At 72.1% G+C, this 19,991-nt stretch carries 18 protein-coding genes and 2 tRNA genes; 12 read left to right on the top strand and 8 right to left on the bottom strand.

Annotation, left to right across the window (positions count from 1 at the left end):
• Window positions 1-50 precede the first annotated feature (50 nt).
• Window positions 51-127 (bottom strand) — tRNA-Pro (locus AB0947_RS14055).
• A 158-nt stretch (window positions 128-285) separates the two neighbouring features.
• Between AB0947_RS14055 and AB0947_RS14050 the strand changes: the two genes are divergently transcribed.
• Window positions 286-356, top strand: a tRNA-Gly gene (locus tag AB0947_RS14050).
• A 208-nt stretch (window positions 357-564) separates the two neighbouring features.
• Here the strand turns inward: AB0947_RS14050 and AB0947_RS14045 are convergent.
• Window positions 565-759, bottom strand: a complete 195-nt coding sequence (locus AB0947_RS14045; protein WP_171156343.1) for a hypothetical protein — start codon at window positions 757-759, stop codon at window positions 565-567.
• A 440-nt stretch (window positions 760-1,199) separates the two neighbouring features.
• On the opposite strand from AB0947_RS14045, the gene AB0947_RS14040 reads away from it, so the two are divergent.
• Window positions 1,200-2,375 (top strand): acyltransferase family protein, encoded by a 1,176-nt coding sequence (locus AB0947_RS14040; protein WP_366750584.1) that lies wholly within the window; start codon window positions 1,200-1,202, stop codon window positions 2,373-2,375.
• A 190-nt stretch (window positions 2,376-2,565) separates the two neighbouring features.
• On the opposite strand, the gene AB0947_RS14035 is transcribed toward AB0947_RS14040, so the two are convergent.
• The gene (locus tag AB0947_RS14035) at window positions 2,566-3,012 is read right to left on the bottom strand and encodes an HD domain-containing protein (RefSeq protein ID WP_366750583.1); all 447 of its coding nucleotides are present in this window, start codon (window positions 3,010-3,012) and stop codon (window positions 2,566-2,568) included.
• Window positions 3,013-3,081: 69 nt separating this feature from the next.
• Window positions 3,082-4,254 carry a PP2C family protein-serine/threonine phosphatase gene (locus AB0947_RS14030; protein WP_171156339.1) on the bottom strand — a complete coding sequence of 391 codons (1,173 nt, stop codon included), beginning with the start codon at window positions 4,252-4,254 and terminating at the stop codon, window positions 3,082-3,084.
• 160 nt (window positions 4,255-4,414) lie between these two features.
• Here AB0947_RS14030 and AB0947_RS14025 point away from each other — a divergent pair, with 160 nt between their 5' ends.
• Window positions 4,415-5,656, top strand: a complete 1,242-nt coding sequence (locus AB0947_RS14025) for a GNAT family N-acetyltransferase (RefSeq protein ID WP_366750582.1) — start codon at window positions 4,415-4,417, stop codon at window positions 5,654-5,656.
• A 43-nt stretch (window positions 5,657-5,699) separates the two neighbouring features.
• Here AB0947_RS14025 and AB0947_RS14020 read toward each other — a convergent pair whose 3' ends face one another.
• Together AB0947_RS14020 and AB0947_RS14015 are read right to left on the bottom strand one after the other, a co-directional pair.
• Window positions 5,700-6,509, bottom strand: a complete 810-nt coding sequence (locus AB0947_RS14020; protein WP_366750581.1) for a DNA-formamidopyrimidine glycosylase family protein — start codon at window positions 6,507-6,509, stop codon at window positions 5,700-5,702.
• A 31-nt stretch (window positions 6,510-6,540) separates the two neighbouring features.
• Window positions 6,541-7,029, bottom strand: a complete 489-nt coding sequence (locus AB0947_RS14015) for a ribose-5-phosphate isomerase (protein WP_366750580.1) — start codon at window positions 7,027-7,029, stop codon at window positions 6,541-6,543.
• A 214-nt stretch (window positions 7,030-7,243) separates the two neighbouring features.
• Here AB0947_RS14015 and AB0947_RS14010 point away from each other — a divergent pair, with 214 nt between their 5' ends.
• Complete coding sequence (locus AB0947_RS14010; protein WP_366750579.1) at window positions 7,244-8,662, top strand: amino acid permease; 1,419 nt, start codon at window positions 7,244-7,246, stop codon at window positions 8,660-8,662.
• A 981-nt stretch (window positions 8,663-9,643) separates the two neighbouring features.
• Here AB0947_RS14010 and AB0947_RS14005 read toward each other — a convergent pair.
• On the bottom strand, window positions 9,644-10,225 hold the full coding sequence (locus AB0947_RS14005) for a biotin transporter BioY (RefSeq protein ID WP_366750578.1): 582 nt from the start codon (window positions 10,223-10,225) through the stop codon (window positions 9,644-9,646).
• A gap of 437 nt (window positions 10,226-10,662) precedes the next feature.
• On the opposite strand from AB0947_RS14005, the gene AB0947_RS14000 reads away from it, so the two are divergent.
• From AB0947_RS14000 to AB0947_RS13965, 8 genes are all read left to right on the top strand, one after another.
• Window positions 10,663-11,862 (top strand): ROK family transcriptional regulator, encoded by a 1,200-nt coding sequence (locus AB0947_RS14000; protein WP_366750577.1) that lies wholly within the window; start codon window positions 10,663-10,665, stop codon window positions 11,860-11,862.
• Between the two features lie 206 nt (window positions 11,863-12,068).
• The gene (locus AB0947_RS13995) at window positions 12,069-13,112 is read left to right on the top strand and encodes an ABC transporter substrate-binding protein (RefSeq protein ID WP_366750576.1); all 1,044 of its coding nucleotides are present in this window, start codon (window positions 12,069-12,071) and stop codon (window positions 13,110-13,112) included.
• Window positions 13,109-13,954 carry an ABC transporter permease gene (locus AB0947_RS13990; RefSeq protein WP_366750575.1) on the top strand — a complete coding sequence of 282 codons (846 nt, stop codon included), beginning with the start codon at window positions 13,109-13,111 and terminating at the stop codon, window positions 13,952-13,954. The genes AB0947_RS13995 and AB0947_RS13990 overlap by 4 nt, the downstream gene beginning before the upstream one ends.
• The gene (locus AB0947_RS13985) at window positions 13,930-14,664 is read left to right on the top strand and encodes an ABC transporter ATP-binding protein (RefSeq protein ID WP_366750574.1); all 735 of its coding nucleotides are present in this window, start codon (window positions 13,930-13,932) and stop codon (window positions 14,662-14,664) included. The genes AB0947_RS13990 and AB0947_RS13985 overlap by 25 nt, the downstream gene beginning before the upstream one ends.
• Window positions 14,661-15,998, top strand: coding sequence for an LLM class flavin-dependent oxidoreductase (locus tag AB0947_RS13980; protein ID WP_366750573.1), 1,338 nt, complete (start codon window positions 14,661-14,663; stop codon window positions 15,996-15,998). The genes AB0947_RS13985 and AB0947_RS13980 overlap by 4 nt, the downstream gene beginning before the upstream one ends.
• 11 nt (window positions 15,999-16,009) lie before the next feature.
• Window positions 16,010-16,900, top strand: a complete 891-nt coding sequence (locus tag AB0947_RS13975; protein WP_366750572.1) for a TauD/TfdA family dioxygenase — start codon at window positions 16,010-16,012, stop codon at window positions 16,898-16,900.
• A 122-nt stretch (window positions 16,901-17,022) separates the two neighbouring features.
• Window positions 17,023-18,408, top strand: a complete 1,386-nt coding sequence (locus AB0947_RS13970) for an amino acid permease (RefSeq protein WP_366750571.1) — start codon at window positions 17,023-17,025, stop codon at window positions 18,406-18,408.
• Between the two features lie 123 nt (window positions 18,409-18,531).
• Window positions 18,532-19,179, top strand: a complete 648-nt coding sequence (locus tag AB0947_RS13965) for a superoxide dismutase (RefSeq protein WP_366750570.1) — start codon at window positions 18,532-18,534, stop codon at window positions 19,177-19,179.
• 111 nt (window positions 19,180-19,290) lie between these two features.
• Here the strand turns inward: AB0947_RS13965 and AB0947_RS13960 are convergent, their stop codons facing one another.
• On the bottom strand, window positions 19,291-19,929 hold the full coding sequence (locus AB0947_RS13960) for a DsbA family protein (protein WP_366750569.1): 639 nt from the start codon (window positions 19,927-19,929) through the stop codon (window positions 19,291-19,293).
• Window positions 19,930-19,991: the final 62 nt, after the last annotated feature.

The raw sequence follows: 19,991 nt of genomic DNA, 5'->3' as shown, positions 1-19,991 counted from the left end.
CCCCAAAAGGCGATCATCGTGACGTCACTGAGCCGGACGTCACGAGCCGGTGGTCGGGGTGGCGGGATTTGAACCCACGGCCTTCCGCTCCCAAAGCGGACGCGCTACCAAGCTGCGCCACACCCCGTCTGGTGCGACACGTAGGGTACATGGCCGCACTCGATCCGTCGGCCGGATTCTCCGGGCCGGACGCGCGGTGCGGCGTGGCCGACTCGTTGGCCTCGGCGGCGGGCGACCCGCTACGATGCCTTCAGTGCCGCGGTCACCGACCTGCGGCGCACTGTTGCGGGCGTAGCTCAATGGTAGAGCCCTAGTCTTCCAAACTAGCTACGCGGGTTCGATTCCCGTCGCCCGCTCTGGATGCCGAAGGCCCAGATCAGAGGGTGTCTCCCTCTGATCTGGGCCTTCGGTCGCACCAGGGGCGGTCCCGTCCGGTGTGTCCCCTCGTCCCACAGGGGCCCGGCGGGAGCGGGGCGGGGCGGGAAGAGGGGCGCCGTGCGGGCGCGGCCGTGCGGCCGGGCGTGGGCCCCCGGCCGTCGTCCGGGCCCCGGCTCCCCCGCCGGGTCAGAACCTGATCGAGTTGATGGACTCCGCTATCGAGTTCATCAACCGGTTGATCGACGGCGCCATGCCGGTCGAGGCGAGGAAGAATCCGAAGAGGATGGCGACGATGGCCGGGCCGGCCTTGATGTTCCCCCCTCGGATCAACACCACCAGGATGATCGCCAACAGCAGCACCACAGACAGTGAAATGGCCACAACTGATCACACCCTCGGTCGGTCCGCTCTCCCGGCCCGGAGGTACGGCCCGCGCACCCCCGCCAGAACCATCGTGCCACCAACACGTCCCCCGTATGCGGGTCCTGACGCAACGACGGACGGGCACACATGCGCGGGACACCTCGCACAGGAATACGACCGGCGACGCGGTCACGAAATCCACACGAATTCGCGGGACTTCGTTTCAATAACCACGCAATGAACGGGACGAGGAATCCACGTACGGGACACAGAGGGCCGTATGCCCGAATTAGTCTGTATTAATCGGCACATCCAGGGCGAACGGACGACACCTGTGTGCCCATCATCACGTCGACCAGGATGGCAAGTTCGGCGAATTACGGGGTACCCGAGCGGGATAACCAGGAATGACAGTGCGGGTTTTACGGAATCCCACAGCCGACGCTAGGGTGCCTGAGATGTTCGACGCCGCAACGTCCCCCGGCCACAGCCGCAGGCCGCTCCCCCCGGCACAGCCGCCGGTACCTGGAGTGCCCGACCGGCGCACCCCGACGAGCGCGCGGGAGCAGTCGCGGACCGACAGACCGGGCGGACAGCGCGACGCGTTCTTCGACAACGCCAAGTACCTGGCGATCGTGCTGGTGGCCCTGGGGCACTCCTGGTCGGCGATCAAGACCGACAACCGGGTCCTCGAAGGCCTGTACAACGTCGTGTACACCTTCCACATGCCGGCGTTCATCGTCATCTCCGGCTACTTCTCCCGCAGTTTCGACATGCGCCCGGACCGGCTGAAGCGGCTGGTCACCGGCATCGCCGTCCCGTACCTGCTGTTCCAGATCGCCTATTCGCTGTTCCGGCGCTACGCGGGCCACGCCGACGACCCGATCAGTCTCGTCTCCCCGTACTACCTGACCTGGTTCCTGTGCGCGCTGTTCATCTGGCGCCTGACCACCCCGCTGTGGAAGCTGGTCCGCAGGCCGCTGCCCCTCGCGCTGGGCATCGCCATGGTCGGATCCATCACCCCGGGCCTCGACGACAACCTGGACCTCGGCCGGGTCCTGCAGTTCCTGCCCTGCTTCGTCCTCGGGCTGCTGCTGAAGCCCGAGCACTTCGCGCTGATACGCCGGCCCGCGGTGCGGGTGCTGTCCGTACCGGTGTTCGCCGCGGCCCTGGCCGTCGGCTGGTGGTCCGTGCCGCGCGTGGACGGCGGGTGGTTCTACCGGCAGAGCTCGGCGCAGGACATCGGTGCGCCCTGGTGGACCGGGCCGCTGATGACGCTGGCCATGTTCGGCTGCGCGCTGCTGCTGACCGCCTGCTTCCTGTCCTGGGTGCCGGGCCGCCGCACGTGGTTCACCGCGCTCGGCGCGGGCACGCTGTACGGCTACCTGCTCCACGGCTTCGTCATCAAGAGCACGCTGTACGCGGGCGGGTTCGACCTCGCCGAGCGGTACCGCGCCCTGGGCACGGTCGTCGTCACCGTCCTCGCGGCCGCCGCCGTCACGGTGCTGTGCACCAAGCCGGTGCAGCGCGTCTTCCGCTTCGCGATGGAGCCGAAGATGGAGTGGGCGTTCCGCGAGGACGCGGCCGAGGCGGCCCGCGAACGCCACAAGCCGCGGGAGACGGTCGGCGTCTAGGGTCTTTCGTTCGGATCAGGCCGGATCAGGGAGCGGGGTCTGGTGCCGTGCATCGCAAGGCGGAGGAGGGCGCCATGGCGGAGCCATGGCAACCGACGACAACGCGGCGAGGCGCGGCGCCAGGGCCCGCGAGCCCGGCATGATCCGAACGAGAGGCCCTAGCCGGTCCCGCTCCCCCCGGGAACCCCGCTCAGGCTTCCAGGCCGAGGAGCGCGCGCGTCCTGGCGTACTTCTCGGCCAGCCGGTCCCGGGTCGGCGCGTCGAGCGCGGCGAGCCGCCGGGGGTCGGCGTTGTGCGCGAGGTCGGCCTCCTTCACCAGCAGCGCGCCCGGCGTGTCGAGGATGCGGCGCGTGTACGCCTCCAGCTCCTCCCCGGGCCGCTTGGTGAGGGCGTCCACGATGGCCTTGGTGCGCGGGGTGAGGGCGGCGCCGGCCAGCCACTCCCGGCTGAGCGCGTCGTCCTCGACGGAGTCGTGCAGCCAGGCCGCCGCGATCTGCTCCGGGTCGCCGCCGCGGTCCCTTACTCCCCGGGCGACGGCCGCGAGGTGTTCGGCGTACGGCTGCCCCGCCTTGTCGGTCTGCCCCTCGTGGGCGGCCCGTGCGACGGCCTCGACCTCGGCGAGCGTGAGCTGGGTCATGGCTCCAGTGTCCCCCGCCCCGCGCCCGGCGCCCACCACGGGAAACGGCCGCGGCCCGGCGAGCGGGGGTCAGCGGCCGTTCGCGGTCGGCTGGCGGCAGATGAGGAGCAGGGCGCGGTCGTCGTTGACGTCCTTGGCGACCGCCTCGATGAGGTGCCAGGCGGCGCCGTGGAAGCCGCCCGCCACATAGCGGTCGGCCTCGCCGGTGAGCCGGTCGATGCCCTCCACGATGTCCCGGTCGGAGGTCTCCACCAGTCCGTCGGTGAACAGCATCAGGACGTCCCCGGGGCGCAGCGAGCCCTTCACGGGGTCGAACTGCGCGCCGTCGTAGACCCCGAGGAGCGGCCCCTCGGCGGCCTTCTCCTCCCAGCGTCCGCTGCCCGCGCTGAGCTGGAGCCCCGGGGGGTGCCCGGCGGAGTACAGCTCGTAGTCCCCGGAGTCCAGGTCCAGGACCAGGTGGATGGAGGTGGCGAAGCCCTCCTCCCACTCCTGGCGCAGGAGGTAGCCGTTGGCGGCCGGGAGGAAGGCGTGCGGCGGGAGGGAGCCCAGCAGGCCGCCGAAGGCGCCGGACAGCAGCAGGGCGCGCGAGCCCGCGTCCATGCCCTTGCCGGAGACGTCGGTGAGCACGACCTCCAGCGTCCGGCCGCCGTTCGTGCGGGCGGCGACGACGAAGTCGCCGGAGAAGGACTGGCCGCCCGCCGGGCGCAGGGCCATCTCGTGGTGCCAGCCCTGCGGCAGCTTGGGCAGCTTGCTCTGCACCCGGATCCGCTCGCGCAGGTCGAACAGCATGGTGCCGCCGCGCCGCCAGGGCACGCCGACCCGGCTGCGGAACTGCGCGGTCAGCAGCCCGAAGAAGCCACACGCGGCCACCACCAGGACCACGCCCGGGGTGACCCGGGAGGGGCCCTCGGTGTACGGGCCGAGACGGACCGACTCCACGATCAGCGCGGTGGCCGCCGCCGCGTACAGACCGAGCAGGCTCGCCGGGCGCAGCAGCAGGCCGCCGGCGACGATCGGCAGCACCAGGGTGGCCGGGGAGCACCACACGGAGTCGAGGAGGGTCATGGTCGCGAGGACCGGGACCATCAGCAGCAGTCCGGCGAAGGCGATCCAGTCGGAGCCGTCCCCGCGGAAGTAGTCCACGGCACTTCTGCGCAGGCCGACGCGGGCCCGGTGCCACTGCATCTTCCACCGGGCCGTCAACGTCTCGGCCTTCGCGCGCCGCTGTCGTCCTGCTGCCATCAGTTCGCGACCCTATCCAGCGGACCGGCTGCTTGGCACGGGAGGTCCCACTTGTCCCCCTGTGGGATTCCACTTCCCCGCCCGTCGGCCGGGTCCCGGCGGGCCGGACCGGGGTCGAAAATCACTGGCTCGCCCCCCTTCGCCCTGATAGGCATGGCGCATGGGGACTGAGAGCGGGACCGAGTTGAAGACGCTGCGCCAGGAGGAGTTCGACCGGTGGTGGGACCACCTGGTCCGCGCCTTCGGCGGTGGACCGATGTCCGCCGAGGAACGGGAACTGGACAAGTCGCTCACCGAGTTCGACCGTTCCCTGGCCGCCTGGGACGGCGACGCGCTCGTCGGCACGTCCGGGGCGTTCAGCTTCCGGATGACCGTGCCGGGCGGGGCGGTGGTGCCCACCGCGGGCGTGACGATGGTCAGCGTGGCCGCGACGCACCGGCGGCGCGGGGTGCTGACGTCGATGATGCGCCGGCTGCTGGACGACGCGCGCGCCAAGGGCGAGCCGCTGGCGGCGCTGTTCGCCTCCGAGCCCGCGATCTACGGCCGTTTCGGCTTCGGCGCGGCGACCGGCCAGCTCATCGCCGAGATCGACACCGGCCGGGTGACCCTGGCGGTGCCCGAGGGCACCGACGCGGTGCGCGTGCGCTACGCGGCGCCCGCCGACGTCCTGGCGGAGTGCGAGGCGGTGTACGCGGCCCTGGTGCCCCGGCGCCCGGGGATGCTGGCGCGGCAGCCCGGCTGGGAGCGGGTGGCGCTGCTCGACCCGGAGAGCGAGCGGGAGGGCGCGTCGGCGCTGCAGTGCGTGGTCACCGAACGGGACGGCGAGATCACCGGGTACACGCGCTTCCGCACGAAGATGGGCTGGGGGCGCAGCGGTCACGACGGCACGGTGACGCTGGAGGACCTGGCCGCGCTCGATCCGGCGAGCGAGGCGGCGCTGTGGCGTTTCCTGTTCGGCATCGACCTGATGACGACGCTGAAGATGCGGGCGCGGCCGGTCGACGACGCCTGGCAGTACCTGGTCTCCGACCTCCGCCGCTGCCTGCCGACGACACGGGACGCCGGGTACGTCCGGCTGGTGGACGTGGGGGCGGCCCTGTCGGCCCGTACGTATCTGACGCCCGTCGACGTCGTGTTCGAGGTCGAGGACGCCTTCTGCCCCTGGAACGAGGGGCGTTGGCGGCTGACCGGCGACCCGAAGGGCGCGTCCTGCGAGCGGACGGCGGACGCGGCCGATCTCGTCCTGTCCGCGCGGGAGCTGGGCGCGGCGTACCTGGGCGGGGCGAGCCTGCTGTCGCTGGCGGCGGCCGGGCGGGTGCGGGAGCTGCGGCCGGGGGCGCTGACGGAGGCGTCGGTGGCGCTCGGCGCACCGGTGGCCCCGTGGCTGCCCCACGGCTTCTAGGCCGGCGCTTCGGGCGGGCCGGTCAGCGTTTGCGGCCGGCCGGTCAGCGTTTCTGGCAGGCCGGGCACCAGAAGAGGTTGCGGGCGGCGAGGTCGGCGGTGCGGATCTCGCCGCCGCAGATGTGGCAGGGCAGGTTCGCCCGGCGGTAGACGTACACCTCGCCGCCGTGGTCGTCGACGCGGGGCGGGCGGCCCATGGCCCGGGGGGTGTGCTCCGGGCGGACGGTGTCGATGCGGTTGTTGCGGACGCCCTCCCGCATCAGGGCGACCAGGTCGGCCCAGATCGCGTCCCACTCGGCCGGGGTGATGTCCCGGCCCGCGCGGTAGGGGTCGATGCCGTGCCGGAACAGCACCTCGGCGCGGTAGACGTTGCCGACACCGGCCACGGTCTTCTGGTCCATGAGCAGCGCGGCGATCGACGTGCGGCTGCGGGAGATCCGGCGGTGGGCCGCGGCCGGGTCGGCGTCCGCGCGCAGCGGGTCGGGGCCGAGCCGGTCGTGGACCGCCCGCTTCTCGGCGTCCGTGATCAGGGCGCAGGTGGTGGGGCCGCGCAGGTCGACGTACGACGTGTCGTCGGCGAGCCGGAGCCGGACGGTGTCGGCCGGCGGGGGCGCCGGGGCGTCCCCGAAGCCGACCTTGCCGAAGAGGCCGAGGTGGATGTGGACCCAGTCGCCGTCCCGGAAGCCCAGGAAGAGGTGCTTGCCGTGGGCTTCCGTGGCGGTCAGCTCGCTGCCGTCCAGGAGGGCGGCGGCGTCGGAGAACTTGCCCTGGGGGCTGGTGACGCGGACGGCCCGTCCGGAGAAGCGCTCGGCGTAGTCCTGGGCCAGCCGGTGGATCGTGTGCCCCTCTGGCACGGGTCCCTGTTCCTTCCCGCCCCCTAGGGGCTCAGTCCTGCTGCGGGTGGTGGGCCGGGATCGGCGGGAGGTCGCCCGTGGTCTCGTACGCCGACAGCATGTCGATGCGGCGGATGTGACGCTCGTCACCGGAGAACGGGGTGTTGAGGAAGACCTCGACGAACTTGGTCGCCTCCTCCGTGCTGTGCATGCGCGCACCCACGGCCACCACGTTGGCGTTGTTGTGCTGCCGGCCGAGCGTGGCCGTCTCCTCGCTCCAGGCCAGCGCCGCGCGCACGCCCTTCACCTTGTTCGCGGCGATCTGCTCGCCGTTGCCGGAGCCGCCGATGACGATGCCGAGGGCGTCCGGGTCCGCGGCCGTCCGCGCCGCGGCACGGAGGCAGAAGGGCGGGTAGTCGTCCTGGGCGTCGTAGAGGTGCGGCCCGCAGTCGACGGGCTCGTGGCCGGCGGCCTTCAGCCACTCGACGAGGTGGTTCTTGAGTTCGTAGCCCGCATGGTCGGAGCCGAGATACACGCGCATGCCACGAGTGTGACACGCCCGTATCGGGGCAGCAGCCCCAGGGTGTCGCCGGGCATCCAGGGCGGCGAATGTGAGGCAGACCATAGATCCTCAAGGGAACCTCAAGTAACGATACGGATTCAGAGGTTCCCGAATTCGTTCACCTCGGATTCACTGGACCGACTCGTACACCGCTCGTACGGGCAGCTCTACCTGGCGCAAAGGAAATCCGTCCATGACCTCTGGTTCGGGCCTCCAAGCAGGACTGAAAAACCGCCACCTTTCGATGATCGCGATCGGTGGCGTCATCGGAGCCGGCCTTTTCGTCGGTTCCAAAGCCGGTATCGCCACCGCGGGACCCGGCATCCTCCTGTCGTACGCCCTCGTCGGCACGCTCGTGGTCCTCGTGATGCGCATGCTCGGCGAGATGTCCGCCGCCAACCCCACCTCCGGCTCGTTCTCGGCGCACGCCGACCGCGCGCTGGGCCGCTGGGCCGGGTTCTCCATCGGCTGGCTCTACTGGTTCTTCTGGGTCGTCGTGCTCGCCGTCGAGGCGACCGCAGGTGCCCAGATCCTCGAAGGGTGGGTCCCGGCCGTCCCGCAGTGGGGCTGGGCGCTCATCGTGATGTCCGTGCTGACCGCGACCAACCTGGTCTCCGTCGGCTCCTACGGCGAGTTCGAGTTCTGGTTCGCCGGCATCAAGGTCGTGGCGATCGGCGCGTTCATCGTCGTCGGCCTGCTGGCCGTCTTCGGCGTCCTGCCGGGCGTGCACGCCGACCAGGCGAGCTTCGGCAACCTGACCTCGCACGGCGGGTTCCTGCCGCACGGTCCGGGCTCGATCCTCACCGGTGTGCTGCTGGTGGTCTTCTCCTTCATGGGCAGCGAGATCGCCACGCTGGCGGCCGGCGAGTCCGAGGACCCGCAGCGCGCGGTCACCAAGTCCACCAACAGCATCATCTGGCGGATCGGCGTCTTCTACCTGGGCTCGATCCTGATCGTGGTCACGCTGCTGCCGTGGGACGACGCGTCCATCGCGAAGGACGGCTCCTACGTCGCCGCGCTGAACTCGCTGGGCATCGCGCACGCCGGTCAGATCATGAACTTCATCGTGCTGACCTCGGTGCTGTCCTGTCTGAACTCCGGCCTGTACACGGCCTCCCGCATGGCCTTCTCGCTCGGCGAGCGGGGCGACGCGCCGAAGGCGTTCGCGCGGGTCAACGGCCGTGGCGTGCCGATGGCGGCGATCCTCGCGTCCGTGGTGTTCGGCTTCGTCGCCGTCTTCTTCAACTACCTGTCCCCGGACAAGATCTTCCTCTTCCTCGTCAACTCCTCCGGAGCGGTGGCCCTGTTCGTGTGGCTGGTCATCTGCTTCTCGCAGCTGCGGATGCGGAAGATCATCCAGCGCGAGGCGCCGGAGAAGCTGGTCGTGCGGATGTGGCTGTACCCGTACCTGACCTGGGCGACGGCCGCGCTGATCGTGTTCGTCCTCGGCTACATGCTGACCGACACCAAGCACGACGGCCGCGAGACCGTGCTGCTGTCGCTGCTGGTCGCGGCGATCGTGCTGGTGATCGCCGTGGTGAGGGAGCGGATCCGGGCCGGCCGCCCGGCCCCCGCCGCGGAGGCCCCGGCCGACAAGGTGTCCGTCGGCTGATCCCGGCACGGCACGGCCGTACGCCATGGCCGCATGACCTGACGAAGACTGTCGGGTCGTGCGGCCATGCTGCGTTCGGAGCCGCACACGGACCAGCGCGCCGGCGTGACCCGCGCCAGGCGGTGGGGGAGGTTCCGCGCCGGGCGAGGGCGCGGTGTCGTACGCGCTGGGCGGCGGGCTCGGCATCCTGGCCGGAAGCTGGGTACGCGGCCGACCACCTGCGGTGACCGGAGCTCGTCACCGCCCCCGGCACACTCCGCCGGGCCCCCGGACTGCGACCCCGACCCCCACCGGGCACTGCCCGGTACCGGCCAGAACCCGGGCGTGGTGACCGAGCCGGAGGCCGGGCTCACCCCGGCGCGGACGCTGTACGGCGGCTCGCCCGGCTTCGACGGGCGGACGGTGGGCCCGGCGGGCATGCGGGGCCTGGGCGGACCGTGCCGGACGGGCGACCTCCTCCTCACCGCCGTGCCGCGCCCGGACGCACCCGGGCCGCCGCTGCGGCTGCGGGGCGCGTACGGCGACTCGCCCGGCTTCGACGGGCAGACGGTGGGCCCGGCGGCCGCGCTGCGGGCGTGCGGGGCCTGGACGCGGACCATGCCGGACAGGCCGACCTCGTCCTTCGCCGCCGTGCCGTACCCGGGCCGCAGCCGCGGGGCGCGTACGGCGGCTCCGGCCGGGGCGCCCACGGCGGTCCCGGCGGCGTGGACATCGTCGCCCCGCCGCGGCGCGCTCGCGCGGCCGGTGCCGGACGTGGTGCCCCGGCGGGAGGGGCGGTTCCCGGTGCGGGTGCTGACGGTCGGCGGCCGTCAGCGGGGGCGGGCCGTGCCGGAGCCGGTGTTCGCGCTGCCGGTCGCTCGGCTTCGCCTTCGGCGCGGGCGACCGGAGTGCGGGGCGGTACGACGCCAGGACGCGGAAGAGGCTCGTCCGGGTGAGGGGGGACCTACGACCCGGCGAGCCTCTTCCGCGGGAACTACGGCGTCAGCGCTTGTCGACCAGCTTCCAGGCGGTGGGCAGCAGGCCCATCGCCAGGGCGGCCTTGAGGGCGTCACCGATCAGGAACGGGGTGAGGCCGGCCGCGACGGCCTGGGACGCGGACAGGTGGGCGGCCAGGGCCAGGTAGGGGACGCCGACCGCGTAGACGACGGCCTCGCCGAGGATCATCGTGCCGGCCGTGCGCAGCGCGGAGCGGTCGGCGCCGCGGCGGGCCAGGGCGCCGACGAGCGCGGAGGCGAGCAGCATGCCGAGGACGTAGCCGAAGGAGACCATGCCCGCGCCGGAGGTGCCCTGCGCGAACCACGGCACGCCCGCCACACCGGCGACCGCGTACAGCGCGAGGGAGAGGAAGCCGCGGCGGGCCCCGAGCGTGGTGCCGACGAGCAGCGCGGCGAAGGTCTGGCCGGTCACCGGCACCGGGGAGCCGGGCACCGGCACGGACAGCTGGGCCGCGAGACCGGTGAGCACCGCGCCGCCGACGACGAGGGCGACGTCACGGACGCGGGACGCGGGCAGCAGGTCGGCGAGGACGGCGCCGGGGCGGGCGGTGGCGGTGGCGGTGCTCATGGGGACTCCGCGGGTGACGGGGACATGCTGGGACAGGGTGACGCTATCCGAGCCTGCCGCGGCCGATCACCGTCAGCGCCCGACAAAGGGCGGAACGAGAGCTTCGTCAGCTCCGGACAAAGAGTGCCGGCTACACCGGCCGGGGCGTGACCCTGATCACGGAGGCAGGGACGTTTCGCTCACGTGAAGTCCGTGCTGACGAAACTGTGCGGTCTCACCAAACGGACGCCGGTCGTCTGGTCGGAGTCCTTCCCCCTGCCCTACCCTTCAGCCATGGTTGCCCAGGCCCGTCATCTCACCTCGCGTCGCTATGTCGATCTGCGACGCCAGGGCACGGCCACCTGTCGCCGTCCGGGATAGGGGCGGGCCGTCCGGCACGCCTCACCCCCTTCCGAGCCTCCGAGACGTGTCGGCCCCGCTCCCGAGGACGGTCCTCCATGCCCCGTACCGCCGTTTCCGCCCTGCCCTCGCCCGTGCCGCGTGCCGCCGACAGCGACCGGCGGCGCACCAGCGCCAGCGTCGTGCTGCGCTCCGTGCTGGAGCACGGCCCGGTGGCGCGCAGCACCATCGCCCGGCTGACCGGGCTGTCCCCGGCGTCGGTGACCGAGCACTGCGCCCGGCTCGCCGAGCGGGGCCTGATCCGGGAGTCGGCCGCGCCCCGCCGCTCGAACGGGGTCGGCCGGCCGCACGTGCCCGTCGACCTCGACGACACCCGCTTCCTGGTCGCCGGGGTGCACGTGGCCGTGCCGTACACCACGGTGGCGCTGCTGGACCTGCGGGGCCGGGTGGTGGCCCGGCGGGAGCTGCGGCACGAACGGACCGACCCGGCCTGGGTGGTGGCGCGGGCCGCCGAAGGGCTCGCGGGGCTGCTCGCACGGATGCCGGGCCGGCGCCCGCTCGGGGTCGGGCTGGCGGTCGGCGGCTGGGTGGACCGGGAGACGGGCACCGTGGTCGAGCACGAGCTGCTGGGCTGGCGGGACGTGCCGGTGCGGGAGTTGCTGCGCGCCCGCGTCGGGCTGCCGGTCCAGGTGGACGGGCACGCGCGGGCGCTGGTGCACGGGGAGCGGCTGTTCGGACGGGCCCGGGGCAGCCGGAGCGTGCTGCACCTGTTCGTGGGCAACGTGGTCGACGCCGCCTTCGCCACCCATGACGAGGTGCACTACGGCCCCCGGTCCGCGGCCGGCGCGATCGCCCACCTGCCGGTACCGGGCGGCACCGAGCCGTGCGCGTGCGGCCGTACCGGCTGTCTCCAGGTGGAGCTGAGCGAGCGGACGCTGTGCCGGCGGGCGCGGGCGGCCGGGGTGGCCGATCCGGCCAACCCGATGCGCGTGGTGGCCGCGGCGGCGGGCGGGGACCCGGTGGCCCGGCGGCTGCTGGTGGAGCGGGCGCGGGCGACGGGGCGGGCGGCCGGGCTGCTGCTGGACGTGCTGAACCCGGAGACGGTCGTCGTCACCGAGGTCGGTGTCATCCATGTCGAGGGGTGCCTCGAGGCGTTGCGGGACGCGGTCGGCACGGAGCGTTCCGCCGCCGTCCTCCCGACGAGTTTCCCGGATTCCGTGCTCGCGGTGGCGGGCGGGTCCGTCGTACTGGAGACGTTGTTCCGGGATCCGCTGGGTGCGTCACCTGAGGGTATTTAATTCAGAAACTCGGAATGTTGACACGGGTCGAGCATGGCCGGGAACATCCTGGTCATGAGCCCTCTCACGAGCTGTCGCACCCTCTGTTGCTGACGTGTTGCCGCGCATGAAGCGCGTGTTTCCCGCTGCGTGAGTCCTCTTCCTCCGGCCTGCTTCTCCCGGAATTCCTCCTGCTTTTCTCTTCTTTTTCTCCTGGGAGTCCTCCCATGCACCGTCGTGCCTTTCTCACCTCCGTGTTCGGCGCGTCCGCCGCCGTCGCCGGGCTGTCCGGCTGCGCGCACGGCGACGCCGCCGCCGACACCCGTGGTGCCGCCACCGCACCGCTCGCCGACGAGGTCCCGGCCGGCACCAGCCTGAAGATCGCCTCCTACCTGGGCCAGCAGCAACTCCAGTTCCGGCTGGCGAAGCTGCCCGAGCTGCCGTTCAAGGTGGCCGACTGGGTGAACATCGGCGCGGGCCCGGACGTGATCAACGCGTTCCGCGCCCGGTCCCTGGACCTGGCCGACAACGCGGGCATCCCGCCGATCCAGGCCCATTACCAGGGCTTCGACGCGAAGATCGTGGCGATCGACATCACCCGCAAGCCCACCTACCTCTTCGCCACCAGGCCCGGCAGCGACATCCGCGCGGTCGCGGACTTCAAGGGCAGGAAGCTCGCCTTCTCGCAGGGGCAGGCCCAGGGCGTCGTGCTGCTGCGGGCGCTGAAGAAGGCGGGCCTCGGCTACGACGAGGTGAAGCTGGTCCCGCTGACCAGCAACCAGTTCTTCACCGCCCTGCAGTCCGGGCAGGTGGACGTGGCCCCGCTCGCCGTCAACCAGGCGCCCGCCTACCTGAAGCAGTACTCGTCCAAGGGCGCCCGCTCCATCCCCACCGGCGTCGTCGACCTGCTCAACCTGCTGTGGGCGCCGCGGTCCGTGCTGGACGACCCGGCGAAGGCCGCCGCGATCGCCGCCTACATCCCGCAGTGGGCCAAGGGCCAGGTGTGGCAGTACGAGCACCCGGACGTCTGGAACGAGGAGTTCTACGTCAGGACGCAGAACCTGACCCTCGCACAGGCGCGGGGCATCGCCGCCCTGGCCAACAAGCCGCTGTTCCCGCCCAGCTGGGACGAGGCGATCAGGTGGGAGCAGGAGACCGCCGATCTGCTCGCCGAGGGCGGCTTCGTGAAGAAGTTCGACGTGTCCTCGCTGTTCGACCACCGCTTCGAGTCCCTCGCCGCCAAGGCCGTACCCGAGGAGTACCGCAGGTGACCGCCGTGACCACGACGACCGCCGTCCCCGGGACCACCACCGGGGACCTCCCCCAGGTCCGCCGGCGCCGCCGGCTCTCCCCCGGGCGCCGACTGCCCGCCGCCCGGCTCATCGGCCCGCTGGTGCTGCTCGCCGCGTGGGCCGCTGCCTCGGCCGCCGGCGCGCTGGACACGGGGGCGATCCCCGCGCCGTGGACCGTCCTGCGCACCGCCGGCCGCCTGTGGACCGACGGCACCCTGCCCACCGACGTGCTGACCTCCCTCAGGCGGGCGGGCTACGGCTTCGCGATCGGCCTGAGCGCCGGGGTGCTGCTCGCCCTCGCCTCCGGTCTGAGCCGGGCCGGGGAGGCGCTGATCGACGGGACCGTGCAGCTCAACCGGGCGATCCCCACCCTCGGTCTGATCCCGCTGTTCATCCTCTGGCTGGGCATCGGTGAGACCTTCAAGATCGCCATCATCGCGATCGTCGTGTACGTCCCGGTCTACCTGAACACGCACGCCGCGCTGTCCGGCATCGACAGCCGTTTCGTCGAACTCGCCGAAGTGCAGGGCCTGTCGCGGCTCGCCTTCGTCCGCCAGGTGGTGATCCCCGGCGCCCTGCCCGGATTCTTCGTGGGCCTCCGGCTCGGCGTCACCGGCTCCTGGCTGGGACTGGTGGTCCTGGAGCAGATCAACGCCACCAGCGGGCTCGGCTACCTGATGTTCCAGGCGCAGAACTACGGCCAGACCGACGTCATCCTGGTCGGCCTGCTGATCTACGGCGTCTTCGGCCTGGTCTCCGACAGCGTGGTCCGCCTGATCGAACGGAGGGTGCTGTCATGGCGCCGCACACTGAGCAACTGACCCGGCCCGCCGTGCGGCTGCGCGGCCTGACCCGGTCGTTCGCGGGCCGCACCGTCCTCGACGGCATCGACCTGGATCTGCCCGCCGGGCAGTTCACGGCCCTGCTCGGGCACAGCGGTTCCGGCAAGTCGACCCTGCTGCGGGCGATCGCCGGCCTGGACCACGGGGTGGCCGGCGACGGGCGGCTGACCGCGCCCGAGCGGGTGTCGGTCGTCTTCCAGGACTCGCGGCTGCTGCCCTGGCGGCGGGTGCTGGACAACGTCCTGCTCGGCCTGGACGGCAAGGACGCCGGGGAGCGCGGCCGGGCCGCCCTGGCGGAGGTCGGCCTCGCGGGACGGGAGCGGGCCTGGCCGGGCGAGCTGTCGGGCGGCGAGGCGCAGCGGGCGGCGCTGGCCCGCTCCCTGGTCCGCGAGCCGGAACTGCTGCTGGCGGACGAGCCGTTCGGGGCGCTGGACGCGCTCACCCGGATCAAGATGCACCACCTGCTGCGCGAGCTGTGGACGCGCCACCGGCCGTCCGTCCTGCTCGTCACCCACGACGTGGACGAGGCGATCGTGCTCGCCGACCGGGTCCTCGTCCTGGACCGGGGCCGGATCGGCCTCGACCTGACCATCGACCGTCCCCACCCGCGCTCGTACCGCGAGCCGCTGCTGGGCGAGTACCGCGAGCGGCTGCTGGCCGCCCTCGGCGTCACGGAGGACCACCGGTGACCGCGAGACGGCTCCACCTCAACGCGTTCCTGATGAACACCGGACACCACGAGGCGTCCTGGCGGCTCCCCGAGAGCGACCCCTACGCCCACGTGGAGCTGAGCCACTACGTCCGGCTCGCCCGGATCGCCGAACGCGGCACCTTCGACTCGCTCTTCCTCGCCGACGGCCCCCAGCTGTGGAGCAACCTCGCCCAGCGGCCGGCCGGCGCGCTGGAACCGCTCACCCTGCTGACCGCGCTGGCGACGGCCACCGAGCACATCGGCCTGATCGCCACCGCGTCCACCTCCTACAACTCCCCGTACAACCTGGCCCGCCGGTTCGCCTCGCTGGACATCGTCAGCGGCGGCCGGGCCGGCTGGAACATCGTCACCACCGCCGGCCAGGAGGCCGCCCGCAACTTCGGGCTCGCCGACGAGCCCCCGCACGCGGAGCGGTACGCGCGCGCCGCCGAGTTCCTGGACGTGGCCCTCAAGCTGTGGGACAGCTGGGAGGACGACGCGATCGTGGCCGACAAGGCGGCCGGCGTCTGGGGCGACGACAGCAAGATCCACCCGCCCCGGCACCGGGGGACGTACTTCGGCGTCGCCGGCCCCCTCAATGTGCCGCGCACCCCGCAGGGCTACCCGCTGCTGGTCCAGGCCGGGTCCTCGGAGGACGGCAAGGCCTTCGCCGCCCGGTACGCCGAGGCGGTGTTCACCGCCCAGCAGACCCTCGCGGGTGCCCAGGACTTCTACGCCGACCTCAAGTCCCGTGCCGCCCGGGCCGGCCGGGACCCCGGGCACCTGAAGGTGCTGCCCGGGATCGTCCCGGTGCTCGGGTCCACGGAGGCCGAGGCGCGGGCCGCCGAACGGCTGCTGGAGGACCACATCGTGTACGAGCACGGCGTGGACCGCCTGGAGAACCTGCTGCGGCTCCCGGCGGGCACGCTGGAGCTGGACGGTCCGCTGCCCGACGACCTGCCGCCCGAGTCCGCCATCGAGGGCGCCAAGAGCCGCTACACGCTCGTCGTGGAGCTGGCCCGGCGCGACCGGCTCACCGTCCGGCAGCTGATCGGACGGCTCGGCGGCGGGCGCGGGCACCTCACCTTCGCCGGGACGCCGGAGCAGGTCGCCGACCGGATCGAGACCTGGTTCACGCGGGGCGCCGCCGACGGTTTCAACATCATGCCGGCCGTGCTGCCCTCCGGCCTGGACGCCTTCGTCGAGCACGTCGTACCGCGCCTGCGCGCCCGCGGTCTGTTCCGCACCGAGTACGGGCCCCGGCAGACCCTCCGGGAGCGCTACGGCCTCCCCCGCCCCGCCAACCAGTACCTGACCCCCGCCTTCGGCTGAGAGGAACCCCGATGTCCATCGAGTTCACCAAGGTCACCGCCCGGATCGGCGCGCGCGTCTCCGGCGTCGACATCACCCGGCCGCTCGCCCCGGAGGAGGTCACCGCGATCCGTGAGGCCCTGGGCGTCCACAAGGCGCTCGTCTTCGACGCCGGGGACCTGGACGACGCCGGCCAGCAGGCGTTCGCCCGCCACTTCGGTGACCTGACCACGGCCCACCCGACGGTCGGCGCGGTGGACGGCGCCCCGAACGTGCTGCCGGTCGACAGCGAGCGGGGCCGCGCCAACCACTGGCACACGGACGTCACCTTCGTCCTGAACCCGCCGCAGGCCAGCACCCTGCGTTCGCTCACCGTGCCGCCGTACGGCGGCGAGACGCTGATCGCGAACGCGGCGGCGGCCTACCGCGACCTGCCCGAGCCGCTGCGCCGCCTGGCCGACACCCTGTGGGCGGAGCACACGAACGACTACGACTACGCGGTGCCGGACGAGGAGATCGACGAGGAGCGGGCGGCCCAGCGCGCCCAGTTCACCTCCATCAAGTACCGCACCGCGCACCCGGTGGTCCGGGTGCACCCGCTGACCGGGGAGCGCGGGCTGTTCATCGGCGGGTTCGCGCAGCGGATCGTCGGCCTGTCGGCGGGCGAGTCCCGCAAGGTGCTGGACCTGCTCCAGGCGTACGTCACCCGGCCGGAGAACGTGCTGCGCCACCGCTGGTCGGAGCGCCGGCTGGTCCTCTTCGACAACCGCATCACCCAGCACTACGCCATCGACAACTACGACGGTCTGCCGCGCCGCCTGCACCGGGTGACCGTCGCCGGTGACGTCCCGGTCGGCATCGAGGGCAAGGAGAGCTACTCGATCGAGGGCGACGCGTCGCACTACACGCCCGTGGCCGCGTGACCGTGGGCTGACCCTGCGTACACCGGGTGTCCGGATAGTGGGCGGCCCTGTCACGCGAGCGGACGGGCCGCCCAGACTGGCGGGGTTTTTGCCCGCCTATCGCACTGGGAGAGCCGCCCCCCATGCCCAGCAGCACGACCACCGGGACGCCGCCGCAGCAGCGGGCGGACGCCTCCCTCTCCCACGGCCTCAAGCAGCGCCACCTGTCGATGATCGCCCTGGGCGGGGTGATCGGCGCGGGCCTCTTCGTCGGCTCCGGCGCGGGCATCGCCGCCGCCGGCCCGTCCATCGTGGTCGCCTACGCCCTCTCCGGCGTCCTGGTGATGCTGGTGATGCGGATGCTCGGCGAGATGTCGGCCGCCTACCCGTCCTCGGGCTCCTTCTCGGCGCACGCCGAGCGGGCGATCGGCCCGTGGGCGGGCTTCGCGGCGGGCTGGTCCTTCTGGGTCCTGCTCTGCACGGCGGTGGGCCTGGAGGGCATCGGCGCCGCGAAGATCGTCCAGGGCTGGCTGCCGGGCACCCCGCAGTGGATGTGGGTCGCGCTGTTCATGGTCGTCTTCTGCGGGGCGAACCTGGCCGCCGTGAAGAACTTCGGCGAGTTCGAGTTCTGGTTCGCCGCGCTGAAGGTGGGCGCGATCAGCCTGTTCCTGGTCCTGGGCGGGCTGGCCATCGCGGGCGTGCTGCCCGGCACCGACTCCCCCGGCGCGTCGCACCTGACCGACTTCCTGCCGCACGGCAGCGAGGGCCTGCTGGTCGGCCTGCTCGCCTCGGTCTTCGCGTACGGCGGCCTGGAGACGGTCACCATCGCGGCGGCCGAGTCGGAGGACCCGGTGCGCGGTGTCGCCTCCGCCGTCCGCACGGCGATGTGGCGGATCGCCCTGTTCTACATCGGTTCGATGGCGGTCGTCGTCACCCTCGTCCCCTGGGACTCCGCGGACGTCGTGGCGAAGGGCCCGTACGTCGCCACCCTGGACCACCTGGGCATCCCCGGCGCGGGCCAGCTGATGAACGTGGTCGTCCTGGTCGCCCTGCTGTCCGCGATGAACGCCAACATCTACGGCTCCTCGCGCATCGCCTACTCGCTGGTCGAGCGCGGCCAGGGCCCGAAGGCGCTGGCCCGGCTGTCCGGCGGGGTCCCGCGCGCCGCGGTCCTCACGTCCTGCTTCTTCGGCTTCGTGTGCGTGCTGCTCAGCTACTGGCGCCCGGACGACGTCTTCCCCTGGCTGCTGAACATGATCGGCGCGGTCATCCTGGTCGTCTGGATCTTCATCGCGGTCTCCCAGCTGCTGCTCCGCCGCCGCATCGAACGCGAGGCCCCGGGGAAGCTGGTCGTGCGCATGTGGGGCTTCCCGTGGCTGACCTGGGTCGCGCTGGCCGGCATGGTCGCGATCTTCGCCTTGATGGCCCGCGAGCCGGGCACCCGCGTCCAGCTGTACTCGACGGGCGGGATGACGCTGGTCCTGGCGGCGGTGGGGTACGCCCGGCAGCGGGCGCGGGCCGGGCGCTGACCGCCGTATCCCGCGACAAGGCCCCCGCGTGCGACACGTGGGGGCCTTTCTGTTGCTCCGAGGTTGTTGTTGCTAGCGTGTAGTTGCAAGCAACTTGCAATAAGGTTCCGGAGGGGATCACCCATGCCCGTCTACACGCTGCCCGACCTGCCCTACGACTACGCGGCGCTCGCTCCCGTGATCAGTCCCGAGATCATCGAGCTGCACCACGACAAGCACCACGCGGCCTATGTGAAGGGCGCGAACGACACGCTCGAGCAGCTCGCCGAGGCGCGGGACAAGGAGGCGTGGGGGTCGATCAACGGCCTGGAGAAGAACCTGGCGTTCCACCTGTCCGGGCACATCCTGCACTCGATCTACTGGCGGAACATGACGGGCCCGAAGGACGGCGGCGGCGAGCCGCTGGCGGCCGACGGCGTGGGCGGGCTGGCCGAGGCGATCAAGGAGTCCTTCGGCTCCTTCGCCGCCTTCAAGACCCAGCTGTCCAAGGCCGCCGCGACCACCCAGGGCTCCGGCTGGGGCGTCCTCGCCCACGAGCCGCTGAGCGGGCGGCTGGTCGTGGAGCAGGTCTACGACCACCAGGGCAACGTCAGCCAGGGCTCCACCCCGATCCTGGTCTTCGACGCCTGGGAGCACGCCTTCTACCTCCAGTACAGGAACCAGAAGGTCGACTTCATCGAGGCCATGTGGCAGGTGGTCGACTGGCAGGACGTCGCCAAGCGCTACGAGGCGGCGAAGTCCCGCGCGAACGTGCTGCTCCTGGCCCCCTGAGAACGTCCCGCCTCGTGATCGTCTTCTCACCCTTCACGACGGCGGGCGGATGGGAGAAGACCCCCGTGAGGACGTGACTCACGGGGGTCTTCGCCTGCGCGGCGCCGAAGGTCACAGGTTGCTGAAGTCCGGGCCCTTGGTGCGGCTGCGCTTGATCTCGTAGAAACCCGGGACCGAGGCCACGGCGATCGTTCCGTCCCACAGGCGGGCCGCCTCCTCGCCCTTGGGGGCGGGGGTGACGACCGGGCCGAAGAAGGCGATCTGCTCGCCGTCGGGGCCGGGCACCGCGATGACCGGGGTGCCGACGTCCTGGCCGACCTTCTCGATGCCCTCCTTGTGGGAGGCGCGCAGCTCGGGCTCGTACGGGGTGGAGTCCCAGTGGTCCATGAGGGACTCGGGCAGCCCGACGTCCTTCAGCGCGGCGGCCACGGCCGGCTTCTCCGGGCCCTCGCCCTGGTTGTGGATGCGGGTGCCGAGCGCGGTGTAGAGGTCGCCGAGCACCTCCGCGCCGTGCTCCTGCTGGGCCGCGATGACGACGCGGACCGGCCCCCACGCCTTGGTCGCGAGCATCTCGCGGTACTCCTCGGGCAGCTCGTCGAGGCGGTTCTCGTTGAGCACGGCGAGGCTCATCAGATGCCAGCGGACCTCGATGTCCCGTACCTTCTCCACCTCCAGCACCCAGCGGGAGGTCATCCAGGCCCAGGGGCACAGCGGGTCGAACCAGAAGTCGACGGGGGTCTTGTCCGACATGTCTCTCCTCGTGGGGAACGCCTTTCCCGGGAAAACGCGGCTGCCCGCTGTGCCATTCCCCG

This window comes from Streptomyces sp. NPDC047841, assembly GCF_040704085.1.
In the GTDB taxonomy this organism is placed as follows: Bacteria; Actinomycetota; Actinomycetes; order Streptomycetales; family Streptomycetaceae; genus Streptomyces; species Streptomyces argyrophylli.
Note: the sequence above shows the minus strand (reverse complement) of the source record. Positions and strands in the feature narration are given on the sequence as shown.